This is a genomic window from Streptomyces sp. NBC_01474 (genome assembly GCF_035918215.1).
In the GTDB taxonomy this organism is placed as follows: domain Bacteria; phylum Actinomycetota; class Actinomycetes; order Streptomycetales; family Streptomycetaceae; genus Streptomyces; species Streptomyces aureus.
Genome location: NZ_CP109449.1, coordinates 6,400,001 through 6,425,704 on the forward strand (window position 1 = coordinate 6,400,001; position 25,704 = coordinate 6,425,704).

The 25,704-nt window shown below is 69.3% G+C and carries 20 protein-coding genes and 2 rRNA genes (1 of these 22 running past the window's edge); 12 read left to right on the forward strand and 10 right to left on the reverse strand.

The annotated features are described in order from the left end of the window. Both OG758_RS29315 and rrf read left to right on the forward strand, forming a co-directional pair. Positions 1-2,517, forward strand: a 23S ribosomal RNA gene (locus OG758_RS29315) (it extends 607 nt beyond the left edge of the window). Positions 2,518-2,606: 89 nt separating this feature from the next. After that, positions 2,607-2,723 (forward strand): 5S ribosomal RNA (gene rrf / locus OG758_RS29320). Positions 2,724-2,871: 148 nt separating this feature from the next. On the opposite strand, the gene OG758_RS29325 is transcribed toward rrf, so the two are convergent. The 5 genes from OG758_RS29325 to OG758_RS29345 are packed head-to-tail and all read right to left on the reverse strand — an operon-like array spanning position 2,872 to position 8,473. Next, a complete protein-coding gene (locus OG758_RS29325) occupies positions 2,872-4,182 on the reverse strand; it encodes a DUF58 domain-containing protein (protein WP_326712688.1) in 1,311 nt (436 codons plus the stop codon). Positions 4,183-4,199: 17 nt separating this feature from the next. Next, positions 4,200-5,192 (reverse strand): AAA family ATPase, encoded by a 993-nt coding sequence (locus OG758_RS29330; protein WP_326712689.1) that lies wholly within the window; start codon positions 5,190-5,192, stop codon positions 4,200-4,202. Then, entirely contained in the window at positions 5,189-6,448 is a 1,260-nt protein-coding gene (locus tag OG758_RS29335) for a DUF4350 domain-containing protein (protein WP_326712690.1), read from the reverse strand. The genes OG758_RS29330 and OG758_RS29335 overlap by 4 nt, the downstream gene beginning before the upstream one ends. Further along, positions 6,445-7,143, reverse strand: a complete 699-nt coding sequence (locus OG758_RS29340) for a DUF4129 domain-containing protein (RefSeq protein ID WP_326712691.1) — start codon at positions 7,141-7,143, stop codon at positions 6,445-6,447. The genes OG758_RS29335 and OG758_RS29340 overlap by 4 nt, the downstream gene beginning before the upstream one ends. 4 nt (positions 7,144-7,147) lie before the next feature. Further along, entirely contained in the window at positions 7,148-8,473 is a 1,326-nt protein-coding gene (locus OG758_RS29345) for a glycerophosphoryl diester phosphodiesterase membrane domain-containing protein (RefSeq protein ID WP_326712692.1), read from the reverse strand. Between the two features lie 140 nt (positions 8,474-8,613). Here OG758_RS29345 and mtnA point away from each other — a divergent pair, with 140 nt between their 5' ends. From mtnA to OG758_RS29365, 4 genes are all read left to right on the forward strand, one after another. Then, complete coding sequence (mtnA, locus tag OG758_RS29350; RefSeq protein WP_326712693.1) at positions 8,614-9,762, forward strand: S-methyl-5-thioribose-1-phosphate isomerase; 1,149 nt, start codon at positions 8,614-8,616, stop codon at positions 9,760-9,762. A 4-nt stretch (positions 9,763-9,766) separates the two neighbouring features. Then, positions 9,767-10,456 (forward strand): two-component system response regulator MtrA, encoded by a 690-nt coding sequence (mtrA, locus tag OG758_RS29355; protein ID WP_189491636.1) that lies wholly within the window; start codon positions 9,767-9,769, stop codon positions 10,454-10,456. Position 10,457: 1 nt separating this feature from the next. Then, complete coding sequence (mtrB, locus tag OG758_RS29360; RefSeq protein WP_326712694.1) at positions 10,458-12,539, forward strand: MtrAB system histidine kinase MtrB; 2,082 nt, start codon at positions 10,458-10,460, stop codon at positions 12,537-12,539. A 94-nt stretch (positions 12,540-12,633) separates the two neighbouring features. Continuing rightward, a complete protein-coding gene (locus OG758_RS29365) occupies positions 12,634-14,436 on the forward strand; it encodes an LpqB family beta-propeller domain-containing protein (protein WP_326716072.1) in 1,803 nt (600 codons plus the stop codon). Positions 14,437-14,537: 101 nt separating this feature from the next. On the opposite strand, the gene OG758_RS29370 is transcribed toward OG758_RS29365, so the two are convergent. Then, positions 14,538-15,023: a hypothetical protein gene (locus OG758_RS29370; protein ID WP_326712695.1), complete on the reverse strand. Its 486-nt coding sequence runs from the start codon at positions 15,021-15,023 to the stop codon at positions 14,538-14,540. 294 nt (positions 15,024-15,317) lie between these two features. On the opposite strand from OG758_RS29370, the gene OG758_RS29375 reads away from it, so the two are divergent. The 3 genes from OG758_RS29375 (at position 15,318) to OG758_RS29385 (ending at position 17,662) form a co-directional block, all read left to right on the forward strand. Next, positions 15,318-15,665 (forward strand): ComF family protein, encoded by a 348-nt coding sequence (locus OG758_RS29375; RefSeq protein ID WP_326712696.1) that lies wholly within the window; start codon positions 15,318-15,320, stop codon positions 15,663-15,665. A 325-nt stretch (positions 15,666-15,990) separates the two neighbouring features. Then, complete coding sequence (gene hpf / locus OG758_RS29380) at positions 15,991-16,680, forward strand: ribosome hibernation-promoting factor, HPF/YfiA family (RefSeq protein ID WP_372562653.1); 690 nt, start codon at positions 15,991-15,993, stop codon at positions 16,678-16,680. A gap of 226 nt (positions 16,681-16,906) precedes the next feature. Then, complete coding sequence (locus OG758_RS29385) at positions 16,907-17,662, forward strand: response regulator transcription factor (protein ID WP_326712697.1); 756 nt, start codon at positions 16,907-16,909, stop codon at positions 17,660-17,662. A gap of 34 nt (positions 17,663-17,696) precedes the next feature. Here the strand turns inward: OG758_RS29385 and OG758_RS29390 are convergent, their stop codons facing one another. Together OG758_RS29390 and OG758_RS29395 are read right to left on the reverse strand one after the other, a co-directional pair. Continuing rightward, positions 17,697-18,905 (reverse strand): winged helix-turn-helix domain-containing protein, encoded by a 1,209-nt coding sequence (locus tag OG758_RS29390; protein ID WP_326712698.1) that lies wholly within the window; start codon positions 18,903-18,905, stop codon positions 17,697-17,699. 94 nt (positions 18,906-18,999) lie between these two features. Further along, on the reverse strand, positions 19,000-19,572 hold the full coding sequence (locus tag OG758_RS29395) for a GNAT family N-acetyltransferase (protein WP_326712699.1): 573 nt from the start codon (positions 19,570-19,572) through the stop codon (positions 19,000-19,002). A 243-nt stretch (positions 19,573-19,815) separates the two neighbouring features. On the opposite strand from OG758_RS29395, the gene secA reads away from it, so the two are divergent. Next, on the forward strand, positions 19,816-22,620 hold the full coding sequence (secA, locus tag OG758_RS29400; RefSeq protein WP_326712700.1) for a preprotein translocase subunit SecA: 2,805 nt from the start codon (positions 19,816-19,818) through the stop codon (positions 22,618-22,620). Between the two features lie 79 nt (positions 22,621-22,699). Here secA and OG758_RS29405 read toward each other — a convergent pair whose 3' ends face one another. Next, entirely contained in the window at positions 22,700-23,194 is a 495-nt protein-coding gene (locus OG758_RS29405) for an Rv3235 family protein (protein ID WP_326712701.1), read from the reverse strand. Between the two features lie 289 nt (positions 23,195-23,483). Here OG758_RS29405 and OG758_RS29410 point away from each other — a divergent pair, with 289 nt between their 5' ends. Next, entirely contained in the window at positions 23,484-23,990 is a 507-nt protein-coding gene (locus tag OG758_RS29410; protein ID WP_326712702.1) for a DUF6912 family protein, read from the forward strand. Between the two features lie 54 nt (positions 23,991-24,044). Then, complete coding sequence (locus OG758_RS29415; protein WP_326712703.1) at positions 24,045-24,719, forward strand: HAD family hydrolase; 675 nt, start codon at positions 24,045-24,047, stop codon at positions 24,717-24,719. 231 nt (positions 24,720-24,950) lie between these two features. Here OG758_RS29415 and OG758_RS29420 read toward each other — a convergent pair whose 3' ends face one another. Continuing rightward, on the reverse strand, positions 24,951-25,517 hold the full coding sequence (locus tag OG758_RS29420; RefSeq protein ID WP_116512662.1) for a DJ-1/PfpI family protein: 567 nt from the start codon (positions 25,515-25,517) through the stop codon (positions 24,951-24,953). Positions 25,518-25,704: the final 187 nt, after the last annotated feature.

The following is a 25,704-nucleotide window of genomic DNA, read 5'->3' on the forward strand; positions in this document are numbered from 1 at the left end:
GCCTACAAGCCGTGGGAGCGTCGCTGTATGTGCTTGCACATACAGTCGTGACTGCGTGCCTTTTGAAGAATGAGCCTGCGAGTTTGCGGTGCGTTGCGAGGTTAACCCGTGTGGGGAAGCCGTAGCGAAAGCGAGTCCGAATAGGGCGATTCAGTAGCGCGCTCAAGACCCGAAGCGGAGTGATCTAGCCATGGGCAGGTTGAAGCGGAGGTAAGACTTCGTGGAGGACCGAACCCACCAGGGTTGAAAACCTGGGGGATGACCTGTGGTTAGGGGTGAAAGGCCAATCAAACTCCGTGATAGCTGGTTCTCCCCGAAATGCATTTAGGTGCAGCGTCGTGTGTTTCTTGCCGGAGGTAGAGCACTGGATAGGCGATGGGCCCTACCGGGTTACTGACCTTAGCCAAACTCCGAATGCCGGTAAGTGAGAGCACGGCAGTGAGACTGTGGGGGATAAGCTCCATGGTCGAGAGGGAAACAGCCCAGAGCATCGACTAAGGCCCCTAAGCGTACGCTAAGTGGGAAAGGATGTGGAGTCGCACAGACAACCAGGAGGTTGGCTTAGAAGCAGCCACCCTTGAAAGAGTGCGTAATAGCTCACTGGTCTAGTGATTCCGCGCCGACAATGTAGCGGGGCTCAAGCGTACCGCCGAAGTCGTGTCATTGCGATATATACCCCCAACGGGGATCGTGATGGGTAGGGGAGCGTCGTGTGCCGGGTGAAGCAGCCGCGGAAGCGAGTTGTGGACGGTTCACGAGTGAGAATGCAGGCATGAGTAGCGATACACACGTGAGAAACGTGTGCGCCGATTGACTAAGGGTTCCTGGGTCAAGCTGATCTGCCCAGGGTAAGTCGGGACCTAAGGCGAGGCCGACAGGCGTAGTCGATGGATAACCGGTTGATATTCCGGTACCCGCTGTGAAGCGTCAAACATTGAATCAGGCGATGCTAAGTCCGTGAAGCCGTTCCGGACCCTTCGGGGAAAGGAAAGTGGTGGAGCCGACGGACCAGACTTGTAGTAGGTGAGTGATGGGGTGACGCAGGAAGGTAGTCCAGCCCGGGCGGTGGTTGTCCCGGGGTAAGGGTGTAGGCCGTGCGATAGGTAAATCCGTCGCACATTAAGGCTGAGACCTGATGCCGAGCCGATTGTGGTGAAGTGGATGATCCTATGCTGTCGAGAAAAGCCTCTAGCGAGTTTCATGGCGGCCCGTACCCTAAACCGACTCAGGTGGTCAGGTAGAGAATACCGAGGCGTTCGGGTGAACTATGGTTAAGGAACTCGGCAAAATGCCCCCGTAACTTCGGGAGAAGGGGGGCCATCACTGGTGAGAGGACTTGCTCCTCGAGCTGGGGGTGGCCGCAGAGACCAGCGAGAAGCGACTGTTTACTAAAAACACAGGTCCGTGCGAAGCCGTAAGGCGATGTATACGGACTGACGCCTGCCCGGTGCTGGAACGTTAAGGGGACCGGTTAGTGCACTTTCGGGTGTGCGAAGCTGAGAACTTAAGCGCCAGTAAACGGCGGTGGTAACTATAACCATCCTAAGGTAGCGAAATTCCTTGTCGGGTAAGTTCCGACCTGCACGAATGGCGTAACGACTTCTCGACTGTCTCAACCATAGGCCCGGTGAAATTGCACTACGAGTAAAGATGCTCGTTTCGCGCAGCAGGACGGAAAGACCCCGGGACCTTTACTACAGTTTGATATTGGTGTTCGGTTCGGCTTGTGTAGGATAGGTGGGAGACTTTGAACTCTGGACGCCAGTTCAGGGGGAGTCGTCGTTGAAATACCACTCTGGTCGTGCTGGATGTCTAACCTGGGTCCGTGATCCGGATCAGGGACAGTGTCTGATGGGTAGTTTAACTGGGGCGGTTGCCTCCTAAAGAGTAACGGAGGCGCCCAAAGGTTCCCTCAGCCTGGTTGGTAATCAGGTGTTGAGTGTAAGTGCACAAGGGAGCTTGACTGTGAGACCGACGGGTCGAGCAGGGACGAAAGTCGGGACTAGTGATCCGGCGGTGGCTTGTGGAAGCGCCGTCGCTCAACGGATAAAAGGTACCCCGGGGATAACAGGCTGATCTTCCCCAAGAGTCCATATCGACGGGATGGTTTGGCACCTCGATGTCGGCTCGTCGCATCCTGGGGCTGGAGTCGGTCCCAAGGGTTGGGCTGTTCGCCCATTAAAGCGGTACGCGAGCTGGGTTTAGAACGTCGTGAGACAGTTCGGTCCCTATCCGCTGCGCGCGTAGGAATATTGAGAAGGGCTGTCCCTAGTACGAGAGGACCGGGACGGACGAACCTCTGGTGTGCCAGTTGTCCTGCCAAGGGCATGGCTGGTTGGCTACGTTCGGAAAGGATAACCGCTGAAAGCATCTAAGCGGGAAGCCTGCTTCGAGATGAGTATTCCCACCCCCTTGAGGGGTTAAGGCTCCCAGTAGACGACTGGGTTGATAGGCCAGATCTGGAAGCCCGGTAACGGGTGGAGGTGACTGGTACTAATAGGCCGAGGGCTTGTCCTCAGTTGCTCGCGTCCACTGTGTTGGTTCTGAAACCACGAACAACCCCACGTTTGTCACAGAGCGTGGTGCGGTTGACAGTTTCATAGTGTTTCGGTGGTCATAGCGTGAGGGAAACGCCCGGTTACATTCCGAACCCGGAAGCTAAGCCTCACAGCGCCGATGGTACTGCAGGGGGGACCCTGTGGGAGAGTAGGACGCCGCCGAACTATTTTTGAAGAAAACCCCCGTAACGGATGAGAATCCTGTTACGGGGGTTTTCTGCGTTGTACGCCAAGCATTGTGCCGGTCCCGGGCCGGTCCCCTTGGTTTTTCCGGCCGGACCCCTTTTCAGGGTCCGGCCTTTTTTCCTCATATTCAGAGTCGGCCCGCTGCCTTCAAAGCGAGGTAGGCATCCGCCAGTGCCGGTGCGAGGTCGTTCGGGGTGGCGTCGACGACCGTGACGCCGCGACGGATGAGCAGTTCCGCCGTGCGGTGGCGTTCCGCTTGGGCCTGGGCCGCGGCGGCAGCGTCGTAGACCGCTTCGGTGTTTCCTCGGGAGCTGGCCATTTCCGCGATCGTCGGGTCCGCCACCGAGGCCACCAATACCGTGTGGCGTTTGGTGAGGCGGGAGAGGACCGGGAGGAGGCCCTCCTCCACGGGAGCCGCGTCGAGGCTCGTGAGGAGGACGACGAGTGAACGGCGAGGAGCTGTGCGCAGGGCCGCCGCGGTCAGGCCGCGGGCGTCCGTTTCGACGAGTTCCGGCTCCAGTGGGGCCATGGCGTTGACCAGAGCCGGCAGGAGTTCACCGGCCGCGCGGCCCTGGACCAGGGCGCGGATGTGGCGGTCGTAGGCGAGGAGGTCGACCCGGTCGCCGGCCCTGGAGGCCAGTGCACCGAGGAGGAGCGCGGCGTCCATCGACGCGTCGAGGCGGGGTGCGTCGCCGACGCGGCCGGCGGAGGTGCGTCCCGTGTCGAGGACGATCAGGATGTGCCGGTCGCGTTCCGGGCGCCAGGTGCGGACCGCGAGTGTCGACTGACGGGCGGTGGCGCGCCAGTCGATGGAACGGGTGTCGTCCCCGGGAACGTACTCGCGCAAGCTGTCGAATTCGGTGCCCTCGCCGCGGGTCAGGACGCTGGTGCGGCCGTCGAGCTCGCGGAGGCGGGCCAGTTTCGAGGGCAGGTGCTTGCGGCTGTGGAACGGGGGGAGGACGCGGACCGTCCAGGGGACGTCGTGGCTGCCCTGGCGGGTGAAGAGGCCCAGCGGGCCGTACGAGCGGATCGTCACCCGGTCGGCCTTTCGGTCACCCCTGCGGGTGGGGAGCAGACGGGTGATGATGCGGCGGCGTTCGCCCGGGGGGATCGTCAGGCGGTGGCGGGACGCCGCGACCTCGGTGCCGGGGGGCCAGCTGCTGGGTGGCCAGGCGTCGCGGAGCTGGGCGCGCAGGGGGCGGCGCGAGGGGTTGGTGACGGTGAGGGTGACGTCGGCCGGGTCGCCCAGGCGTACTGCGGTGCCGCCCGAACGGGTCAGGCGCAGTCGGCGTACCGGGGCGGCCAGGGCGAAGTCGCAGGCGCAGGCCAGGGCCAGGGGGGTGTTCACGGCCAGGATGCCGGTCCAGCTGGGCTCCCAGATGCCTACGGGGAGGGAGCCCAGGGCGGCGAGCAGGGCGGTGCGTCCGGTGAGGGCCATGGGTCCAGAGCCTTGCGTCAGCGGGGAACGGGGACGTGGGCCAGGATCGCGTTGATGACCGAGTCGGGCGTGACGCCCTCCATCTCGGCCTCGGGGCGGAGCTGGATCCGGTGGCGGAGCGTGGGCAGGGCGAGGGCCTTCACGTCGTCGGGGATGACGTAGTCGCGGCCCGTCAGCCAGGCCCAGGCGCGGGCCGTGGACATGAGCGCCGTCGCGCCGCGGGGGGAGACGCCCAGGGTGAGGGACGGGGATTCGCGCGTGGCGCGGCAGATGTCGACGACGTAGGCCGTGATCTCGGGGGAGATCGCGGTCTTCGCCACGGCTGCCCGGGCGGTTTCCAGATCGGCGGCGGTGGCTACGGGGCGTACGCCCGCGGAGCGCAGGTCGCGCGGGTTGAAGCCCTGGGCATGTCGGGTCAGGACGTCGATCTCGTCCTGACGGGAGGGGAGGGGGACGGTGAGCTTGAGGAGGAAACGGTCCAGCTGGGCCTCGGGGAGGGGGTACGTGCCCTCGTACTCGACGGGGTTCTGCGTAGCCGCGACCAGGAAGGGGTCGGGGAGCGGGCGGGGGGTGCCGTCGACCGTGACCTGGCGCTCCTCCATGGCTTCGAGGAGGGAGGACTGGGTCTTGGGCGGGGTGCGGTTGATCTCGTCCGCGAGGAGCAGGTTGGTGAAGACCGGGCCGGGCTGGAACGAGAACTCGGCGGTGCGGGCGTCGTAGACGAGGGAGCCCGTGACGTCGCTCGGCATCAGGTCCGGGGTGAACTGGACGCGCTTCGTGTCGAGTTCGAGGGAAGCTGCGAGGGCGCGTACGAGGAGGGTCTTGGCCACTCCGGGGACGCCTTCGAGGAGGACGTGGCCGCGGCAGAGGAGCGCCACGACGAGGCCCGTGACCGCGGGGTCCTGGCCGACGACGGCCTTGGCGATCTCCGCGCGCAGGGCCTCCAGAGACGCCCGTGAGCTGCGGGGATCTCCGGTGGGCCCGGCGTTGTCAGTGGTCGGGGCCATCATGAGTGGCGTACCTCTCTTTCGAGGGCGTCGAGTTGGTCGGCGAGGGCTGTCAGGGCCGCGTCGTTGGCGGGCGGCGGGCCGAAGAGGAGGGGGTGTGGGTCCTGGCCGGGGGTGTGGAGTGCGGCGGTCAGGGCGGGGAGCAGGGTCTCGGGCGTGTGGGCCTGGGACGGGGGGACGCCGATGAGGGGGGCGAGGCGGGTGCGGGTGGCGGTGCGCAGAGCGGAGGCGGCGCGGTCGCGGGCGTTGGCCTTGCGGTAGAGGCGGGCGCGTCCTTCGACGGCTTCGGAGGCGCGGATCGCCACGGGGAGGCGTTCGGGGACCAGCCGGCCGAAGCGGCGGCCGCGCCAGAACGCGGCGAGGACGGCCGCGACGCAGAGTTGCAGGGTGCCCCAGAGCCATCCCGAGGGGAGCAGGTCGAAGAAGCTGCGGCGCTCGGAGCCGGTGGCCCGGGCGTCGTCGGAGAGGGAGGGGAGGTACCAGACCAAGTGGGGGCGGGAACCGAGGAGTTGCAGGGCGAGCGAGGCATTGCCGTGCTCGTCGAGGCGGTCGTTGAGGAGGATGTCGGGGGCGCCGATCAGGACGGTGTCGCCGCCCTTGGCCTCCGGCAGGCGCAGCAGGGTGGGGAGGCTTTCGCTGCGGTAGCAGGTGTCGGCGTCCACGGGGTACGTGGCGTAGCGGCGGCCGCCGGTCTCGGCGTCGCCGGCGCGGCGGGCGGCGGACAGGGTGCAGCCGGGGCGCGCGAGTGCGTCGAGGCTGGGTGTGGGGTCCACGGTGACGTGGGGGGCGAGGGTGCCGAGCGAGGGGGCGCCGGGGGCGATCAGGACGGTGCGGCCGCCGGAGTCGGTGGTGGCGGCGTGCAGTTGGGCCTGCTGGCGGCCGGTGAGCAGGTCCGGGGACGCGACCAGGACGGTGGTGTCGGGGCCTGCCGCGTCGCGGGCCTCGGCGGTGGTGGTGACCACACGCGTGGAGACGCCCCGGTCGGCCAGGAGGTGGGCGACGGCGCGGCTGCCGCCCGGGTCGGCGGAGCGAGGGTCGAGGCGGCCGTGTGCGGCTTCGGAGCGGACGAGCGCGATGGCGACGGCGGCGATCAGCAAGATCGCGGCGGCGATGAGCAGGCCGCGCGTGCGGGTCCAGAGCTGGCGTGGGGTGCGGGCCGTGGAGGTGGCCGGTGGCTGCTCGCCCGGGCGCGCCGGTGGCGTGGAGTCCTGTGCGTTCTGAGGGGCGGCGGTGGGAGCTGTCGGATGCTGGGTGGTCACTCGGCGGCTCCTCGGGGAGCGCTGCCGGTGAGCGTGGGGGTGGTGCGGTCCAGTTCGGAGTCGAGCGTGGTGAGGCGCTCGTACGTCTGCGGGGTGGCGGTGCGGCCGCCGTATGTGACGTCGTCGAAGTCGCGGGCCGCGGTGCGCAGTCGGTCCGTGTGCGCGGGCAGGGTGCGACCGGCTTCGCTGGCGGCCTCGTCGGCGGTGCGGCCGGGGCGCGGGTCGAGGAGTGCGCGTTCCTCCAGGGAGCGGACGATGGCGCGCATCCGTTCCTGCACGGCCTGGGTCCAGTGGCCCTGGGCGGCGTGCGCCTCGGCGGCCGCGCGGTGTTCGGCGGCAGTGCGGGGGCGGTCCTCGAAGAGCGCGGCGGTGGAGTGGGCGGAGCGGCGCGGGGTGCCCAGGCGCCACCACAGGGCGACGGCAAGGGCCACGACCGCGAGCACGATGACGAGCAGGCCGAATCCGCCGCCGGGTGTCGCCCCGGAGGCGGCGGAGAACAGCTTGTCGAGCCATTCCCAGAAGCGGTTGAGGCCCCGTTGGAGGAGGCTCGTGTCGTCCTGGTGGTACGCGGGCACGGACAGCTCGCGTCGGGCCGCTTCCCGCGCGGGGTCGCGCCCGATCGTCACCGGTGGTTCGTCGCTGCCCGTGCGCGAGCGCAGCGCGGCAGCCCAGAGCACTCCCCCCGCCGGGCTCACCGCATCAGCTCCCCGGGGTGGGGCTCGTGGTGTCGCCGTAGCCCTGGAGGCCTGCCGCGCGGCCGAGTTCGAGGTCGAGGGCCTCGCGGCGGATGCGCTGGTCGATGTAGAGGAGCACGGTGACGCCCGCGGTGATCGGGAACGTGAGCATGGAGCCGATCACGGAGCCGACGCCGGTGACGATGAGGAACGTCCAGCCGAGGTCGCCGGTGCCGCCGTCGAGGAGTCCGCTGACGCCTTCGCCGCCGAGTGCGGCGGCGAGGAAGGTGAACGGGATGACGATGATCGACGAGACGAGTCCGGCGATGATCCCGGCCAGCAGCTGGATGCCGAAGACCCGCCACCAGGAGCCGCGGACCAGCTTGGCGGAGCGGCTCATCGACTTCAGGATGCTCTGCTTCTCCAGCATCAGGGCGGGCGAGGCGAGCGAGAAGCGGATCATCAGCCAGATCGCCAGGACTGCGCCGCCGAGGGCGCCGAGGGCGATGAGTGGGGCGCCGGAGTCCGAGGAGCTCAGGGCGGCGACGAGGATGCCGGGCAGCATGCAGACGAGCAGGACGGCGGCGGCGATGAGCGGCAGGAGGAGCGTCAGGCCGGCCAGCTTGAGGAGCTGGGGCTTGGCGTCCTTCCAGGCCTCCCCGGTCGTCACGGACTTGCCGAGGACGGCCCGGCTGGTCACGGTCGTGAGCAGGGCCGTGGCGACGATGGTGCCGAGCAGGTAGACGATCTGGACGACGCCCGAGCTCAGCAGGGTGTCGCCTACGGCGCGCGTCAGTTCGCTCGCGGTCGCGCTCGGGTCGTCGAGGGCGTCCGTGTTCGTCGAGTTGTTCAGGACGAGGCCCTGGAGGAGGACGACGACGATCTCGATGAGTACGGCCACGGAGAGCGAGATCCCGAGGACGGTGCGCCAGTGCGCGCGCATCGTCGACACGGCGCCGTCGAGGATCTCGCCGACGCCGAGCGGGCGCAGCGGGATGACGCCGGGCTTGGCGGCCGGGGGCCTGCCCTGCCAGGAGCCCCATCCGGCTCCGTAGCCACCGCCTGGGCCGCCGTAGCCGCCTCCACCGCCGTAACCCCCGGGGCCTGCGGGGCCGCCGGGGGATCCGCCGCCCCAGCCCTGGGCCGGAGGAGACGGTGGGGGCGGGGTCCGGCCGGTGCCGGACGGGGCGGACCACTGCGCGGGCGGCGGCTGCTCCTTGGACCACTTCGGGTCGGGAGCGGCGTCCTCGCCGTCGCCGGTGCGGCCGTCCTGGCCGTCCTGCTCAGGCTGGTCGTCCTGGCCGTCGGAGGGGGCAGATCCGGGCGAGGCCCAGCCCGGAGTGTCGTTCATCGTCGCTCCTTCACGGTGCCCGTCCGCGGTCGCGGCGGCAGCTTGGCGCCCATCGTGCCACGGTGTGCCCCGGAGTTGACCGGGTGCCGTATGGGCTGCACACCTTCAATTGTCCGCCGGGTACGGGGCAGACTGGGCGGATGGCTGATCAGTACGCGCAAACCGGCGACGACAAGCGGCCCACCGACATACCCGTACTCCGATGGGAGGAGCCGGCCGAGGGGCCCGCGCTCGTCCTGCTCGACCAGACCAGGCTGCCCGTGGAGGAGGTCGAGCTGGTCTGCACCGACGCGCAGGCGCTCGTCCAGGCGATCAGGACGCTCGCCGTGCGGGGAGCGCCACTCCTCGGCATCGCGGGGGCGTACGGGGTCGCCCTGGCCGCGGCACGGGGGTTCGACGTGGACGAGGCGGCCTACGCGCTGGCCGGCGCGCGGCCCACCGCGGTGAATCTCGCCAGAGGCGTGCGCCGGGCTCATGCGGCGTACCGAGCCGGGCTCGGGGCCGAGGGGGACCGGGAGCGGGCCGCCCGGGACGCACTCGCCGCGGCGCGGGCGCTCCACCGGGAGGACGCCGAGGCCAGCGCCGCCATGGCCGGGCACGGCCTCGCGCTGCTCGACGAGCTGATGCCGGGCGGGCAGCATCGGATCCTCACGCACTGCAACTCGGGGGCGCTGGTCTCCGGGGGTGAGGGCACCGCGTTCGCGGTGGCGCTCGCCGCGCACCGGGTGGGACGGCTGACCCGGCTGTGGGTCGACGAGACGCGGCCGCTGCTCCAGGGCGCGCGGCTGACCGCGTACGAGGCGGCCCGGGCGGGGATGGCGTACACGCTGCTCACGGATAATGCGGCGGGGTCGCTGTTCGCGGCCGGTGAGGTGGACGCGGTGCTGGTCGGGGCCGACCGGATCGCGGCGGACGGTTCCGTCGCGAACAAGGTGGGGACCTATCCGCTCGCGGTTCTTGCCAAGTACCACCACGTGCCGTTCATCGTGGTGGCGCCGGGGACGACGGTGGACCCGGACACCCCCGACGGAGCGTCCGTCGAGGTGGAACAGCGGGCCGGACATGAAGTGACAGAGATCACAGCGCCCCAGGCGTCTGTGGCCGGGGTTGAGGCGGGATGCGTGATTCCGGTGGCTCCGCTGGGGACGCAGGCGTACAACCCCGCATTCGATGTGACGCCGCCCGAGTTGGTGACGGCGATCGTCACAGAGTGGGGAGTGGTTTCCCCTGTGACAGCTGAAGGACTGGGCGAGCTGTGTGCCAGGTCACGCCAGGTAACGATTAAGTAATGGGATGATGTGGCCTATGAAGGGACGAGTCCTTGTCGTCGACGACGACACCGCACTGGCCGAGATGCTCGGCATTGTGCTGCGTGGTGAAGGTTTTGAGCCGTCGTTCGTAGCTGACGGCGACAAGGCGCTGGCCGCTTTCCGTGAGTCCAAGCCGGATCTGGTGCTTCTGGACCTGATGCTTCCCGGCCGGGACGGCATCGAGGTGTGCCGCCTGATCAGGGCGGAGTCCGGGGTGCCGATCGTGATGCTGACCGCGAAGAGCGACACGGTGGACGTCGTGGTGGGCCTCGAGTCGGGCGCCGACGACTACATCGTGAAGCCGTTCAAGCCGAAGGAGCTCGTGGCCCGTATCCGGGCGCGGCTGCGGAGGTCCGAGGAGCCCGCGCCCGAGCAGCTCGCCATCGGTGACCTGGTCATCGACGTGGCCGGGCACTCCGTGAAGCGGGAAGGGCAGTCGATCGCGCTGACGCCGCTGGAGTTCGACCTCCTGGTGGCGCTCGCCCGCAAGCCGTGGCAGGTGTTCACGCGTGAGGTCCTCCTCGAGCAGGTGTGGGGCTACCGGCACGCGGCCGACACCCGTCTGGTGAACGTGCATGTGCAGCGGCTGCGCTCGAAGGTCGAGAAGGACCCCGAGCGTCCGGAGATCGTGGTGACCGTCCGTGGCGTCGGTTACAAGGCCGGACCGAGCTGACATGTCCCGAGACAGTGCCGCTCCGGCACCCGGGGGGCCGGGAATCCGCTCGGGGCGGCCTGTGGGACCGAAGGCCGGGCGTGGCTCAGTGCTGCGCCGGGTCCTCGACGGCGGTCTGCTGCTCCAGGGCGGAATGAAGGGCAGCCCCGTGCTGCGCCTGTTCACGCGCTGGGTGCGGCGGCCGCTGCTGCCCGCCATGCGCCTGTGGCGGCGCAACATCCAGCTCAAGATCGTCGTCACGACGCTCCTGATGTCGCTCGGCGTCGTGCTGCTGCTCGGCATCGTCGTCATCGGTTCCGTACGCAACGGCCTGCTCGACGCCAAGGTGAAGGCGTCGCAGAGTCAGGCCGAGGGCGGCTTCCGGGCCGCCAAGGACAAGGCCGACACAGCCGCGGCCGGGGCACGCGACGGCGCGACGACGGACAGTCGCGCCCCCCTGAACACGAACAACTGGATGAGCGAGCTGGTCACCCAGCTCTCCTCCGGCGGCCAGAGCGCCTTCGACGTGGTGACGCTCAGCCCGCCCGGGGCCGACAGCGGCGACAGCGTGCGCGGACCGCGGGCCTCCGGCGGCGTCCTCGACCCCAGCGTCCCCGACGACCTGCGCGAACGGGTCGAGAAGATGACGGGCGCGTCCCAGGAGTACACGCGCATCGTCTACGAGGACGGCAAGGACTCCCAGCCCGGCCTCGTCATCGGCAAACAGATGACCGACCCGAAGGGCCACGCCTACCAGCTGTACTACCTCTTCCCGCTCACCCAGGAGGAGAAGTCGCTCGGCCTGGTCAAGGGGACGCTCGCCACGGCAGGGCTGTTCGTCGTGGTGCTGCTCGGCGCCATCGCCTGGCTGGTCGTACGGCAGGTCGTCACGCCCGTGCGGATGGCGGCCGGCGTCGCCGAGAGGCTGTCCGCCGGACGCCTCCAGGAACGTATGAAGGTCACCGGCGAGGACGACATCGCCCGGCTCGGTGAAGCCTTCAACAAGATGGCGCAGAACCTCCATACGAAGATCCAGCAGCTCGAGGATCTCTCGCGGATGCAGCGACGCTTCGTGTCCGACGTGTCGCACGAGCTGCGGACACCGCTGACGACGGTGCGCATGGCCGCCGACGTGATCCATGACGCGCGCGTGGACTTCGACCCGGTCACCGCGCGGTCGGCGGAACTGCTCGCCGATCAGCTGGACCGGTTCGAGTCACTCCTCTCGGACCTCCTCGAGATCAGCCGCTTCGACGCGGGCGCGGCCGCCCTGGAGGCGGAGCCGATAGACCTGCGGGAAGTCGTACGGCGTGTGGTGGGCGGCGCCGAGCCGCTCGCCGAGCACAAGGGCACGCACGTGCGGATCGTCGGGGACCAGCAGCCCGTGGTCGCCGAGGCGGACGCCCGGCGCGTGGAGCGCGTCCTGCGCAATCTCGTCGTCAACGCCGTGGAGCACGGCGAAGGCAAGGACGTGGTGGTGCGGCTCGCCGCGGCCGGCGGCGCGGTCGCCGTCGCCGTACGCGACTACGGCGTGGGCCTCAAGCCCGGCGAAGCCACCCGCGTCTTCAGCCGCTTCTGGCGCGCCGACCCGGCACGCGCGCGTACCACCGGCGGCACGGGCCTCGGCCTGTCCATCGCCCTCGAGGACGCCCGGCTGCACGGCGGCTGGCTCCAGGCGTGGGGCGAGCCCGGCGGCGGCTCACAGTTCCGGCTGACGCTGCCGCGAACGGCGGACGAACCCCTGCGCGGGTCCCCGATACCGCTGGAACCGGAGGACTCACGGCGCAACCGCGGCCTGAGCGAGGCAGGGCTTCCGCTCGGCGGGGGCGCCGGCAAGCTCGCGACGGTTCCGGCGCAGACAGCGGGCGCGTCCCGCGTGCCGTCGCCCGTACCGGCGAAGGAACCGGCCGCACCCCGGTACGCGGTCGATCCCGCGGCGCTGCCCGGGAACGGCTCGCGGGTCGTGGCCCGCAGCGACACCGCCGCACCGGCGACACGCGGTCAGGACACAAGGGGTCCGGAAGGACCCTGGGAAGAGCAGGCCGGACCGGCCGAGGGAGCCGACGGCAGCGGCGAGGGAAGTGGGGGCGGGCGTGCGCGGTGAGCGAGGGCGGCCACCGTTGGCCGGACGGCGGCGCGGGCTGCGTACAGGTGTGCTGCTCGGCTGCGGCACAGTGGTGCTCAGCGGCTGCGCGTCCATGCCGGACAACGGCGGACTCCAGGCCGTGGAGGCGTCGCAGCGGCCTGACTCACAGGTGCGCGTCTTCGCGATGCCGCCCCGTGAGAACGCCGGGCCCGTCAGCATCGTCGAGGGCTTCCTCGAGGCGCTGACCAGCGACGATCCGCAGTACACGATGGCGCGCAAGTACCTCACGGAGAAGGCCGCCAAGGGCTGGCACCCCGAGGAGCGCACCACCGTCCTCACGGACGGACCGAGCACTGGGCCGGCGAGCAGGCCCAGCGCCGGCGAAGAGGGCCGTACGTTCAGACTGAGCGGCCATCAGGTCGCGTTCGTGGACCAGCAGCAGGCGTACCGGCCCGACGGCACCTCGTACAGCAAGACGCTGCACCTCGTGCAGGAGAACGGGCCCAAGGGCAAGCAGTGGCGCATCGACGGGCTGCCGCAGGGCGTCGTTCTCGGGCAGTCCGACTTCCAGCGCATCTACCAGTCCGTCAACAAGTACTACTTCGCGCTCGACGAGGAGTCCTCCGGCGGCGGCGCGCAGAGCGGTGGGGAATCGGGTCCGGGTTCGGGTTCGACCAGCCGTCAGAAAAGGCTGGTCGCCGACCCCGTGTACGTCCGTCAGTGGATAGACCCCCTCACGCAGACGGTGCGGGCCCTTCTTGCGGGACCCACGCACTGGCTGAACCCGGTCGTGACCACGACATTCCCCTCCGACACGCGGCTGCGCAAGGGCGTGAAATCGCTCGCGCCCGACGACGAGAACAATCTGAAGGTCCCGCTGAACGCGCAGGCCGACCACGTCGGGCAGGCCCGCTGCAAGGAGATGGCCGCCCAACTCCTGTTCTCCCTGCGGGATGTGACGTCGGCGAACGTGTCGCAGATCGAGCTCGAGCGGTCGAACGGGTCGCAGCTGTGCGTCCTGAGCGAGAGCGACGCCGAGGCCCTCGTGGAGCCGCGCACCTCCGGGCCCTCCGACGACCAGTACTTCCTGGACGACAAGGGACGGCTCGTACAGATGTCGGGTGCCTCCCGCACCGCGAAGGACCCTGAACGGGTGCCGGGTCCGCTCGGTGACGGCGAGCAGCGCATGCGCTCGGTCGCCGTCTCGCGCGACGAGACGCAGGCCGCGGCGGTGTCGAACAGCGGCAGCGCCCTGTTCGTCGGGTCGTTGGTGGCGGGCGCCTCGCTCGGCGACCCCGTCGTACGCAGCAACGCCAAGTCCGAGAAGGACCGGCTGACGACGCCCAGTTGGGACGGACTCGGCGACCTGTGGGTGGCCGACCGCGACCCGAAGAAGCCACGACTGCTGATGTTCGGCCGGGGCATGGCGGACAAGGTCCACGAAGCCGACGTCTCCGGTCTCGACGGCGGGCGCATCGAGGCCGTGAAGGTGTCGGCAGACGGAGTGCGGATCGCGCTGCTCGTGGCCGAGAAGGGCAAGACCACGCTGCGGATCGGGCGCGTCGAACGCGACTTGGGACCGGACGGCAAGCTCACGGTCTCGGTCGACGAACTGCGAGCCGCGGCACCCCAGATGGAGGAGGTCACGGCCATGTCGTGGGCCGGCGGAAGCCGACTCGTGGTCGTCGGACGCGAGTCCGGGGGTGTGCAGCAGCTGAGTTACGTCCAATGCGACGGCTCGGCGCCGACGGGGCAGGCACTGCCCGGCCTGACGGGCGTGAAGGAGATCGCGGCATCCGAGGACGACCGCCTGCCACTCGTCGCCCACTCGGACGACGGGATCGTCAGGCTGCCGCCGGGTCTGCCGTGGCAGACGGTGCTCAAGGACGGGACGGCGCCGGTCTACCCCGGGTAGAGAGGGCTGAGGGGCGGCGGGACGGCATGAAATACGCCGCTCCCCCTCCCGCCGGACGGAGTTGAGTCCTCCGATTGCAACGGAGTGTGTCCGTCCGGGAGTTATCCACAGGGGGTTATCCACAGAGGTGGCCGCAGCCCGCCCCGCTTGGCACAGTGGTGGACATGCGGGGGTGGTTGCAGGACCTCGGAGATCTTGCGCTGCCGGCCGAGTGTGGAGGCTGCGGTCGGCCGCGTACGGCGCTCTGCGCGCGCTGCGGGGACGCCCTGTGCGGCGGTGCGCCGGGCCGGGTGCGGCCGAGCCCTGAGCCGCCCGGGCTGCCGGTGGTGCACGCGGCCGCTCCGTACCAGGACGCGGTACGGGCCGTACTGCTCGCGCACAAGGAGCGGGGGGCGCTGGGTCTCGCGGAGCCCCTGGGCGCGGCCCTCGCGGGGGCTGTGCGGGCGGGGCTGAGTGAAGCGGGGAGTGGGGGAGGGGGCGGGGGTGGGGGCCCCGTAGACGGGCGTACACAGGCCGATGGACGTACACAGGCGCACGCGCGTACGCAGCGAGACACGCACACCCAGGTACGTGGCGTGCGTGGCCAAGCAGGCGCGCGAACCTCGGCAGGTGACCGCACCCAAGCAGGCGCGCGAACCTCGACAAGCGCTCGAACCCCAGCAGGCGCGCGAACCCCGGCAAGCGCTCGAACCCCAGCACGCATGCGAACCCCGGTAAGCGCGCCCACCCAGCCAGCCGTCCTCGTCCAACCTTCCACCCCCCTCCTCCTGGTCCCTGTTCCCTCCGCGCGGAAGGCTGTTCGGGCGCGTGGGCATGATCCTGCGCGGCGGATCGCGTATGCCGCTGCGGCTGAGCTGCGTCGGGCGGGGGTGCCTGCCAGGGTGCTGGCCGCGTTGCGTCAGAGGCGGGCCGTTGCCGATCAGGCCGGGCTCGACTCGCGGCGGCGTCTGGCCAATCTCGCCGGTGCTCTGGAGGTGCCCGCGGGAGCCCGTGCGCTCCTCGCCTCGGGTGGCTGGATCGTGTTGGTCGACGACGTCATGACCACCGGCGCCTCATTGGCGGAGGCGGCCCGCGCAATGCGTGCGGCAGTGGTCAGGACGGCAGAGGATGAGAGTGACGGGTTCACGCCGGGATGGGTGGGAACTGCACGGGAATTGCCCCCGCGCAACTCGATCAGTGCGGCCGTGGTCGCCGCCTCTCCGAGTTCTTTCGAAATAAACCGGAACTGAGCGTAAACCTGCGTCGTTGCAGGTAGTGAGAGGGGTAATTCACCTGAACGGAGGTACGCGTCAGTAGAGGGTGACGACATCCGTCCGGGCGAGATATGTTCGGTTGTGAGGAATGGTTGACGCCGTCCTCGGCAATCGGGAATGCCGTGTCGTGGGTGCAGCAGGTTTTTTCGGCAATCACCCGCGATGATGGGGTGTAGATCTTGTCCATGGGGGAGGAGGAGGTGGAAGTCGCCGAGTCAGAGACTCCGGAAGTGGCCGGAGTCTGGTGCAACAGGGAGATGCTCCGCCGATGGAGCGGGGCGATCCGGGAACGGAGTTCTGCGTGGACATCGTCGTCAAGGGCCGCAAGACAGAGGTGCCCGAGCGGTTCCGCAAGCACGTGGCCGAGAAGCTGAAGCTGGAGAAGATCCAGAAGTTTGACGGCAAGGTGATCAGCCTCGACGTGGAGGTGTCCAAGGAGCCCAACCCCCGACAGGCCGACCGCTGCGACCGCGTAGAGATCACACTCCGCACGCGTGGCCCGGTCATCAGGGCCGAGGCTGCGGCCAGCGACCCGTATGCGGCGCTCGACCTGGCAACGGACAAGCTCGAGGCGCGCCTGCGCAAGGAACACAGCAAGCGGTCCACCCGCCGCGGAAGCGGCAGGCTCACGGCCGCGGAAGTCCCCGATGTCGTCCCCACGGCGACTCTGAACGGGGACGGCTCAGTGGTCAACAACGAGGAGCCCGGCGGAGTGCCGACCACGAGGATCGGCTCCCTCGAGGTCCAGGGCGAAGGCCCGCTCATCGTTCGAGAGAAGACGCACGTCGCTGCGCCCATGTCGCTCGACCAGGCGCTCTACGAGATGGAGCTGGTCGGGCACGACTTCTACCTCTTCGTCGACTCCGAGACCAAGGAGCCCAGCGTCGTCTACCGGCGCCACGCCTATGACTACGGCGTGATCCACCTCAACACCGACCCGATGGTCACCCAGGCGCAGTCGTCCGAAGCGGGCGGGGCGCTCGGCGGCTGAGGCAGGCGGAACAACACCGCTGAGCCCTCGGGAGACAGCCGGAATTGGTGCCCCTGGGAGCGCGTGCGCCCCCAGGGGCACCATCGTGCGACCCCCGTGCACACCGCTCTGTCACCGCACCGACGCCAAGGCATGAAATCATGGCCGTGCCGGGTCAACCGGTGTGCCGCTGCCTCGGGTTGGCGTGGCACCGGTAGACGGGCCATGGCCTTCAGGGGGAGGAACGATGGCGGACAGCTTCGGACCGATGCGGGACGACGGCGCCGGTACGGCCGGTGACGGTGTCCAGGGCATGGGCCCGGACGAGAGCGCGCCGCGCAAGGAGCCGATCCGGGTCCTCGTGGTGGATGACCACGCGCTGTTCCGGCGCGGGCTGGAGATCGTTCTCGCGGCCGAGGAGGACATCCAGGTCGTCGGCGAGGCGGGTGACGGCGCCGAGGCCGTGGACAAGGCGGCCGACCTGCTGCCCGACATCATCCTGATGGATGTACGGATGCCCAAGCGCGGCGGGATCGAGGCGTGCACCTCCATCAAGGAGGTGGCCCCCAGCGCCAAGATCATCATGCTCACCATCAGTGACGAGGAAGCCGATCTCTACGACGCGATCAAGGCGGGCGCGACGGGCTATCTGCTCAAGGAGATCTCCACGGACGAGGTGGCGACGGCCATTCGCGCCGTGGCCGACGGGCAGTCGCAGATCAGCCCCTCGATGGCGTCGAAGCTCCTCACCGAATTCAAGTCGATGATCCAGCGCACGGACGAGCGGCGCCTCGTCCCCGCGCCGCGGCTGACCGACCGCGAGCTGGAAGTCCTGAAGCTGGTCGCCACGGGTATGAACAACCGCGATATCGCGAAGCAGCTGTTCATCTCCGAGAACACCGTGAAGAACCATGTGCGCAACATCCTGGAGAAGCTGCAGCTGCACTCCAGGATGGAGGCCGTGGTCTACGCGATGCGGGAGAAGATCCTCGAGATCCGGTGACGGCGGCCGGGTGACGGCGGCTGGGTGAGAGTGGTCAGTCGAGGGCGGTGACCAGGGCCGGCTTGAGGCCAGGCAGGTCGACGCGCTCGATCCGGACCGTGTCACAGCCCACCCACTGTGCCGCCTCCCGCAGCGCCTGCGCCACGGCCGGGACCGCTTTCGCGCTGTCCAGGGAGACCTGCTTGGCGACCAGCGTGCTCCCGTCGCGCGCGGGGTCGACGCGGCCCACCAGGTGCCCGCCCGCGAGGACCGGCATCGCGAAGTAGCCGTGCACCCGCTTCGGCTTGGGGACGTACGCCTCCAGGCGGTGCGTGAAGCCGAAGATCCGCTCCGTGCGCGCCCGCTCCCAGATCAGGGAGTCGAAGGGCGAGAGCAGCGTCGTACGGTGGCGGCCGCGCGGGACGGTCGCGAGCGCCGCCGGGTCCGCCCATGCCGGCTTTCCCCAGCCCTCCACGGTCACGGGAACCAGGCCCGAGTCCTCGACCACCGCGTCGAACTGCTCGTTCTTCAGGCGGTGGTAGTCCGCGATGTCGGAGCGCGTGCCGACGCCCAGGGACTGTCCGGCCAGGCGGACCAGGCGGCGCAGGCACTCCCGGTCGTCGAGGTCGTCATGGAGCAGCTCGGCCGGGACGGCGCGCTCGGCGAGGTCGTAGACCCGCTTCCAACTGCGGCGCTGCGTGCACACCACCTCGCCGTACATCAGGGCGCGCTCCACAGCGACCTTCGCCTCGGACCAGTCCCACCACTCGCCCTTGTTCTTCGCGCCGCCCAACTCCGTGGCCGTGAGCGGGCCTTCGGCGTGCAGCTGCTTGATGACCTGCTCGTACGCGCCGTCGGGCAGGTCGTGGTGCCAGTGCGGGCGGGTGCGGTAGGCGCGGCGGCGGAACGCGAAGTGCGGCCACTCCTCGACGGGCAGGATGCACGCGGCGTGCGACCAGTACTCGAAGGCGTGCGGCGCGCCTGACGTGCCGGGGGTCCAGTACGCGTCCTCGACCGTTCTGCGGCCGACCGCGCCGAGGCGTGCGTACGGGATGAGTTCATGGGAGCGGGCCAGCACCGAGATGGTGTCGAGCTGGACCGCTCCGAGGTGACGGAGCACGCCGCGGACCCCTGCCCCACGGTCCGGCGCGCCGAGGAACCCCTGGGCCCGCAGCGCGATGCGGCGGGCCTCGTCGGCGGTGAGTTCGGCGGCGGGGCGCGGCGTGGTCGTCATGCCCCGAACGATAGGGCGCGGCACTGACATCAGTCGGGCCGGGACCACAAAGCGCTGCCCGTCAGGCGGCGCCGGAAGCCGTCAGGCCGGGCCGGGAAGTGTCGTCCCGGGGTCGTGGACGCCGTCACGCAGGCGCCGGGAGGTAGGGCAGCGCCGCTGGGAGGCCGAGGTCCGAGGGGAGGAGCGAGGCGACCCAGCAGTCGCGCAGCACGCCCTTGTTGGGCAGGCCCGACCGCATGACGCCCTCCACGGTGAAGCCGGCCTTCTCGGCGACGGTGCGCGAGCCGACGTTGCCGACCTCGGCGCGCCACTCCAGGCGCGTACAGGCCAGGTCGGTGAAGGCCCAGTGGGCCAGGGCGAGCACGGTTTCCGTCATGTAGCCGCGGCCGCGGTGCTCCTTGCCGGTCCAGAAGCCGACCTCCCAGGCGCCCGCGCGCGGGTGGTGCAGGCTCGCGGCGGCGATCACGGGGCCGTCCTCCTGGAGCCGCACGGCGAAGGTGTACTCCGTGTCGGCGCGCCAGCCGTCCGGGACCATGCGGCCGACGAAGTGCTCGGCGTCCACGCGCGCGTAGGGCGACGGGACCGTGGTCCAGCGCTGGATGTCGGGGTCCTGGGCCGCGAGATACACCTCGTCGGTGTCCTCGGCGGTGAACGTGCGCAGCCGCAGGCGGTCGGTGGTGAGTACGACGGGTTCCATCGGCCGATTCTGCTCGGGGGCCGACAATGACGCCAGCAGAATTCGCGGAGTGAGCGCGCTGTTACCTTTCGTATTCGGGGTGCGCACCTTCGTGCGGCACCTTGAGCGGTCCTCGTGCGTTGTCCGTGTGGCTGTGGTTACGGCAGACCTCCCGGCACGCCGGGGTCCTCGCATACGATGGCCGTTGCTCTATACCGTCACACCCGACCGTGCCAGGCCCGACCGGCAAGGAGACCAACCCCCGTGTCCGTCCTCTCGAAGATCATGCGTGCAGGCGAAGGCAAGATCCTGCGCAAGCTGCACCGCATCGCGGACCAGGTCAACTCTCTCGAAGAGGATTTCGTCAGCCTCTCCGACGCCGAGCTGCGGGCCCTCACCGACGAGTACAAGGAGAGGTACGTCGGCGGCGAGAGCCTCGACGACCTGCTCCCCGAGGCTTTCGCGACGGTGCGCGAGGCCTCCAGGCGCGTCCTCGGCCAGCGCCCCTACGACGTCCAGCTGATGGGCGGCGCCGCGCTCCACCTCGGCTACGTGGCCGAGATGAAGACCGGTGAGGGCAAGACCCTCGTCGGCACGCTCCCCACCTACCTGAACGCGCTGTCCGGCAAGGGCGTCCACCTGATCACGGTGAACGACTACCTGGCCGAGCGCGACTCCGAGATGATGGGCCGCGTCCACAAGTTCCTCGGCCTCAGCGTGGGTTGCATCCTGGCGAACATGACGCCGGCGCAGCGCCGCGAGCAGTACAACTGCGACATCACCTACGGCACGAACAACGAGTTCGGCTTCGACTACCTCCGCGACAACATGGCGTGGTCCCAGGACGAGCTCGTCCAGCGCGGCCACAACTTCGCGGTGGTCGACGAGGTCGACTCGATCCTCGTCGACGAGGCCCGTACGCCGCTGATCATCTCCGGCCCCGCCGACCAGGCCACGAAGTGGTACGGCGACTTCGCGAAGCTGGTCACCCGCCTGAAGAAGGGCGAGGCCGGTAACCCGCTGAAGGGCATCGAGGAGACCGGCGACTACGAGGTCGACGAGAAGAAGCGCACCGTCGCCATCCACGAGCCCGGCGTCGCCAAGGTCGAGGACTGGCTGGGCATCGACAACCTCTACGAGTCGGTGAACACGCCGCTCGTCGGTTATCTGAACAACGCCATCAAGGCGAAGGAACTGTTCAAGAAGGACAAGGACTACGTCGTCATCGACGGCGAAGTCATGATCGTCGACGAGCACACCGGCCGTATCCTCGCCGGCCGCCGCTACAACGAGGGCATGCACCAGGCGATCGAGGCGAAGGAAGGGGTGGACATCAAGGACGAGAACCAGACGCTCGCCACGATCACCCTGCAGAACTTCTTCCGTCTCTACGACAAGCTCTCCGGCATGACCGGTACGGCCATGACCGAGGCCGCCGAGTTCCACCAGATCTACAAGCTGGGCGTCGTCCCGATCCCGACGAACAAGCCGATGGTCCGCAAGGACCAGGCCGACCTGATCTACCGCACCGAGGTCGCCAAGTTCGACGCGGTCGTCGACGACATCGCCGAGAAGCACGAGCAGGGCCAGCCGATCCTCGTCGGCACGACGTCCGTCGAGAAGTCCGAGTACCTCTCGCAGCAGCTGTCCAAGCGCGGTGTGCAGCACGAGGTGCTGAACGCGAAGCAGCACGACCGTGAGGCGACGATCGTCGCCCAGGCCGGCCGCAAGGGCGCCGTCACCGTCGCCACGAACATGGCCGGTCGAGGCACCGACATCAAGCTCGGCGGCAACCCGGACGACCTCGCAGAGGCGGAGCTGCGCCAGCGCGGCCTCGACCCCGAGGAGCACATTGAGGAGTGGGCCGCCGCGCTGCCCGCCGCCCTGGAGAGGGCCGAAAAGGCCGTGAAGGCCGAGTTCGAGGAGGTCAAGGAGCTCGGCGGGCTCTACGTCCTCGGCACGGAGCGCCATGAGTCGCGCCGTATCGACAACCAGCTGCGTGGCCGTTCCGGCCGTCAGGGTGACCCGGGCGAGTCCCGCTTCTACCTGTCGCTCGGTGACGACCTGATGCGCCTGTTCAAGGCCCAGATGGTCGAGCGCGTCATGTCGATGGCGAACGTCCCGGACGATGTGCCGATCGAGAACAAGATGGTCACGCGTGCCATCGCGTCGGCCCAGTCGCAGGTCGAGCAGCAGAACTTCGAGACCCGGAAGAACGTCCTCAAGTACGACGAGGTCCTCAACCGGCAGCGAGAGGTCATCTACGGCGAGCGGCGTCGTGTCCTGGAGGGCGAGGACCTGCAGGAGCAGATCCAGCACTTCATGGACGACACGATCGACGAGTACATCGGCGCCGAGACCGCCGAGGGCTTCGCCGAGGAGTGGGACCTGGACCGGCTGTGGGGCGCCTTCAAGCAGCTCTACCCGGTGAAGGTCACCGTCGACGAGCTGGAGGAGGCCGCGGGTGACCGTGCGGGTCTGACGGCCGAGTTCATCGGGGAGTCCGTCAAGGACGACATCCACGCGCAGTACGCGGCGCGGGAGGAGCAGCTCGGTTCCGAGATCATGCGTGAGCTGGAGCGCCGCGTGGTCCTCTCCGTCCTGGACCGCAAGTGGCGTGAGCACCTCTACGAGATGGACTATCTCCAGGAGGGCATCGGCCTGCGTGCCATGGCGCAGAAGGACCCGCTGGTCGAGTACCAGCGCGAGGGCTTCGACATGTTCACCGCCATGATGGAGGGCATCAAGGAGGAGTCCGTCGGCTATCTGTTCAACCTGGAGGTCCAGGTCGAGCAGCAGGTCGAGGAGGTCCCGGTGCAGGACGCGGCGCCGTCCCTGGACAAGCAGGACGCGGTGCCGGCCGGTGTCGGCCGTCCCGAGATCCGCGCCAAGGGTCTCGACGCCCCGCAGCGTCCGGACCGCCTGCACTTCCAGGCGCCGAACGCCGAGGGCGGCGTGGACGAGATGGACTATGTCACCGAGGACGGCCCGACGCGTTCCGAGGCCGACGGCCTTACGCGCGCGGAGCGCCGCAAGCAGCAGAAGGGCGGGCGTCGCCGCAAGAAGTAGTGCGCGGCGCGCTCTGACCGAGCGTGGGTGAAGGGGCCGGACACCACCTGGTGTCCGGCCCCTTCCGTCGTCCCCGGCGTCACCGGTCCTGTGGGGTGAGCGCCGGGCGCCCGCCCATCTCGACGGCCGTGCAGAGCCAGCGGTGGTCGTCGCCCCGGTGCAGGCGGAAGGCGAGGGCGTGCAGCCGGGGGCCGGCGCTGATCCGGGCGAAGACTTCGTAGACGCCGGGTTCGGGCTGGTAGTGGCCGATGCCGCGGACGACGGGCTGCCGTCCCCGGTCGTTGAGGGGCCGGTTCTCGGCGAGCCGGATCAGGGCGTCGTAGAGGGATCCGGCGAAGTGGCGGGAGGCCCAGTGGACGGGGCGCTGGCCGCTGAGCATCAGCAGGAGGCGCTCGGTGAACAGCTCGGCGGGGTGGGGCGGCAGCTGGGGCGGGACGCGCACGGGCCGCGCGCCGGGGCGCCTCGCGTCCTGCCTGCCGGGCGGGCGGCCGCCCGGGGGCCGGGTCGTCCTGGGGCGGCGGCGCGGCTGGTCCATCACCTTGCGCAGCGGTTCGTGGGCGGTGGGCTCGTGCATGTCTGGGTCCCCGTTCGGCGTCCGACCGGTTGATACCGATCGGTAACTTTGCTTGGGGATCTTGTACGTGGACGGCGGCGCCGCCCGCAAGGCCCGAGGTGCCCGGCGCGGGCGGTCGGAAAGATCACCTATCCGAGTGATCGGACGGCGGACGAGGCGTGCGGGGACAGGGTTCGGGAGGGTCACGGAGGGGTCCGGCGTGGACGTGCGGACGGGGGGTGACCGGCACCCCTAAGGGGGACTCCCGCACGTATCCTGAAGGCCCTCTCGTCGACGAAAGTGGCCCGCCATGCGCGTGTACGTCCCCCTGTCCCTGCCCCGTCTCGCCGAGGCGCACCAGGCGGGCGAACTGGGACCCGGGCCGCTCACCGCGTATGCCGTGACGCCTGCGCTGCGCGAGTGGTACGTCTCCGACGACATCGAGGAGCTGGAGTACGCGGCCCTCAACCGCGCGGCGGTGGCGTCTTTGCGGCTGATCGCCGGGGAGCCGGACGCGCCCCGTAAGCGGGTCGTGGTCGCGCTCGACGTGCCGGACGGCGCCGCGGTGGCCGACCCGGACCGCGGGCTCGACCCGGGAGCGCTCGGTGAGGTGCGGATCGCGAACACGGTCCCCCTGGTCAAGGCCGCGGCGGTGCACGTGGACTCCGCCGACGCCGAGAAGGACGTGACGGCGGCGGCCGCGGCGCTCGGGGCGGCGGACCAGGGCGATGACGACGCACAGTTCGTCGTCGACGGCGCCGAGGACCACGAGCTCCTCTGGTTCGCCACGCAGGAGATCCCGAACCTGCTCGCCTGAGTGGCCGACCTGCGCGAACGTACGATTGTCGGTCCCTGCGGGTAGGTTTTCGGCATGGGGAAGCACGCAGCCGGAGCACACATCGTCTGGGACTGGAACGGGACGCTGTTCCACGACAACGACGCGGTCATCAGCGCGACCAACGCCGCCTTCGAGGAGATCGGACTCGAACCGATCACCCTGGAGCGGTACAGGGAGCTGTACTGCGTGCCGATACCCCGCTTCTACCAGCGACTGATGGGCCGGCTGCCCACCGAGGCCGAGTGGGAGCGCATGGACACCGCCTTCCAGCGGCACTACACGCTCCGCCGCACGGCCTGCGGGCTCGCCGACGGCGCGGAACTCCTCCTCGCCGACTGGCGCTCCGCGGGCGGCAGCCAGTCGATCCTCAGCATGTATGGGCATGACGAACTCGTCCCGCTGGTACGGGAGTTCGGGATCGAGTCGCACTTCCTGCGGGTCGACGGGCGCACCGGTCCCTCCGGCGGCAGCAAGGCCGAGCACATGGTCCGTCATCTCGGTGCGCTGGCAATTTCGGGGGTGGCACCGGGGCGCACGGTGGTCATCGGGGACGCGGCCGACGACGCGGTGGCCGCGCTGCACGCCGGCGCCGGCGCCGTGCTCTACACCGGCGGATCGCACAGCAGGGCCAGCCTCGAAGGCGTGGGGGCACCGGTCGTGGACACCCTCGCCGAGGCCGTGGGGGTGGCACAACGCCTGGCGGAGTAAGTGAATCCGCTCACACTCCACAGCGGGCGCGCACGGTGAACACGCACGTGGAGCACATCCTGGCCAAGTCGGGCGTCGCGTCCCGTACAGAGATCGCGGCGGTCGAGGGAAGCCGTAGCCCTGCGGGGTTCCGTCGTGTCGCGCCAGGAGCGCCATGCGGGGGGCGGCTGCCCTCGTCTGCGGGGCAGCCGCCCACGATCCCCTCAGGCCTCAGGCCTCAGGCCTCAGGCCTCAGGTCACCGGCGCCTTTGCGCGCAGCACCGTGAGGAACTCCCGCATCCACCCCGAGTGGTCCGGCCAGGCGCGGGACGACACCAGCGTCCCGTCGACCACCACTTCCGCGTCGCGGAAAGCCGCGCCGGCCGCCTGCATGTCGGGCTCCAGCGCCGGATAGGCCGTGACGTTGCGCCCGCGCAGCCCGTCGACCGCCGCCGTGAGCAGCGGACCGTGGCAGATCTGGGCCACGGGCTTGTCGGCGTCGAAAAAAGACTTCAGAATCTTGCGCAGCTCCGGGTCGTTGCGCAGATACTCGGGGGCGCGGCCGCCCGGGATCACGACAGCGACGTACTGTTCCGGCTCGACCTCGGCGAACGCGAGATCGGCGGGCCAGGTGTAGCCGGGCTTCTCCGTGTACGTGTCGAACCCCGGCTCGAAGTCATGGACGACGAACTGCAACTTCTTGCGCTCCGGGGCGGCGATGTGGACGTCGTAGCCCTCCTCGCGCAGGCGCTGGTAGGGGTACAGGACTTCCAGTGACTCGGCGGCGTCGCCGGTCACCAGGAGGATCTTGGGTGCCATGGCTGTGCGCTCCCCTCGGAGCCTTCGGGCCGGGGTGTCCTCCCCTCAACGTGGACCCGGCCGGACCGTTAGGCAACCCCTCTTGGCATCCATCCGCGTCGCTGTCCCTGTGCAGAGTGTCAAAGTTCGACCGCTGTATTTGTACACATACGGCTCATGACGACTCCCGGGTGAGGGGCGATAGCCT

Coding starts and splice junctions, on each gene's coding strand:
- OG758_RS29415 (WP_326712703.1), top strand. CDS start 24,045: ATGGGGAAGCACGCAGCCGGAGCACACATCGTCTGGGACTGGAACGGG.
- mtrA (WP_189491636.1), top strand. CDS start 9,767: ATGATGTGGCCTATGAAGGGACGAGTCCTTGTCGTCGACGACGACACC.
- OG758_RS29330 (WP_326712689.1), bottom strand. CDS start 5,192: ATGATGGCCCCGACCACTGACAACGCCGGGCCCACCGGAGATCCCCGC.
- OG758_RS29405 (WP_326712701.1), bottom strand. CDS start 23,194: ATGCACGAGCCCACCGCCCACGAACCGCTGCGCAAGGTGATGGACCAG.
- OG758_RS29395 (WP_326712699.1), bottom strand. CDS start 19,572: ATGGAACCCGTCGTACTCACCACCGACCGCCTGCGGCTGCGCACGTTC.
- OG758_RS29325 (WP_326712688.1), bottom strand. CDS start 4,182: ATGGCCCTCACCGGACGCACCGCCCTGCTCGCCGCCCTGGGCTCCCTC.
- mtrB (WP_326712694.1), top strand. CDS start 10,458: ATGTCCCGAGACAGTGCCGCTCCGGCACCCGGGGGGCCGGGAATCCGC.
- OG758_RS29365 (WP_326716072.1), top strand. CDS start 12,634: ATGCCGGACAACGGCGGACTCCAGGCCGTGGAGGCGTCGCAGCGGCCT.
- OG758_RS29390 (WP_326712698.1), bottom strand. CDS start 18,905: ATGTCAGTGCCGCGCCCTATCGTTCGGGGCATGACGACCACGCCGCGC.
- OG758_RS29345 (WP_326712692.1), bottom strand. CDS start 8,473: ATGAACGACACTCCGGGCTGGGCCTCGCCCGGATCTGCCCCCTCCGAC.
- OG758_RS29385 (WP_326712697.1), top strand. CDS start 16,907: ATGGCGGACAGCTTCGGACCGATGCGGGACGACGGCGCCGGTACGGCC.
- OG758_RS29420 (WP_116512662.1), bottom strand. CDS start 25,517: ATGGCACCCAAGATCCTCCTGGTGACCGGCGACGCCGCCGAGTCACTG.
- mtnA (WP_326712693.1), top strand. CDS start 8,614: ATGGCTGATCAGTACGCGCAAACCGGCGACGACAAGCGGCCCACCGAC.
- OG758_RS29410 (WP_326712702.1), top strand. CDS start 23,484: ATGCGCGTGTACGTCCCCCTGTCCCTGCCCCGTCTCGCCGAGGCGCAC.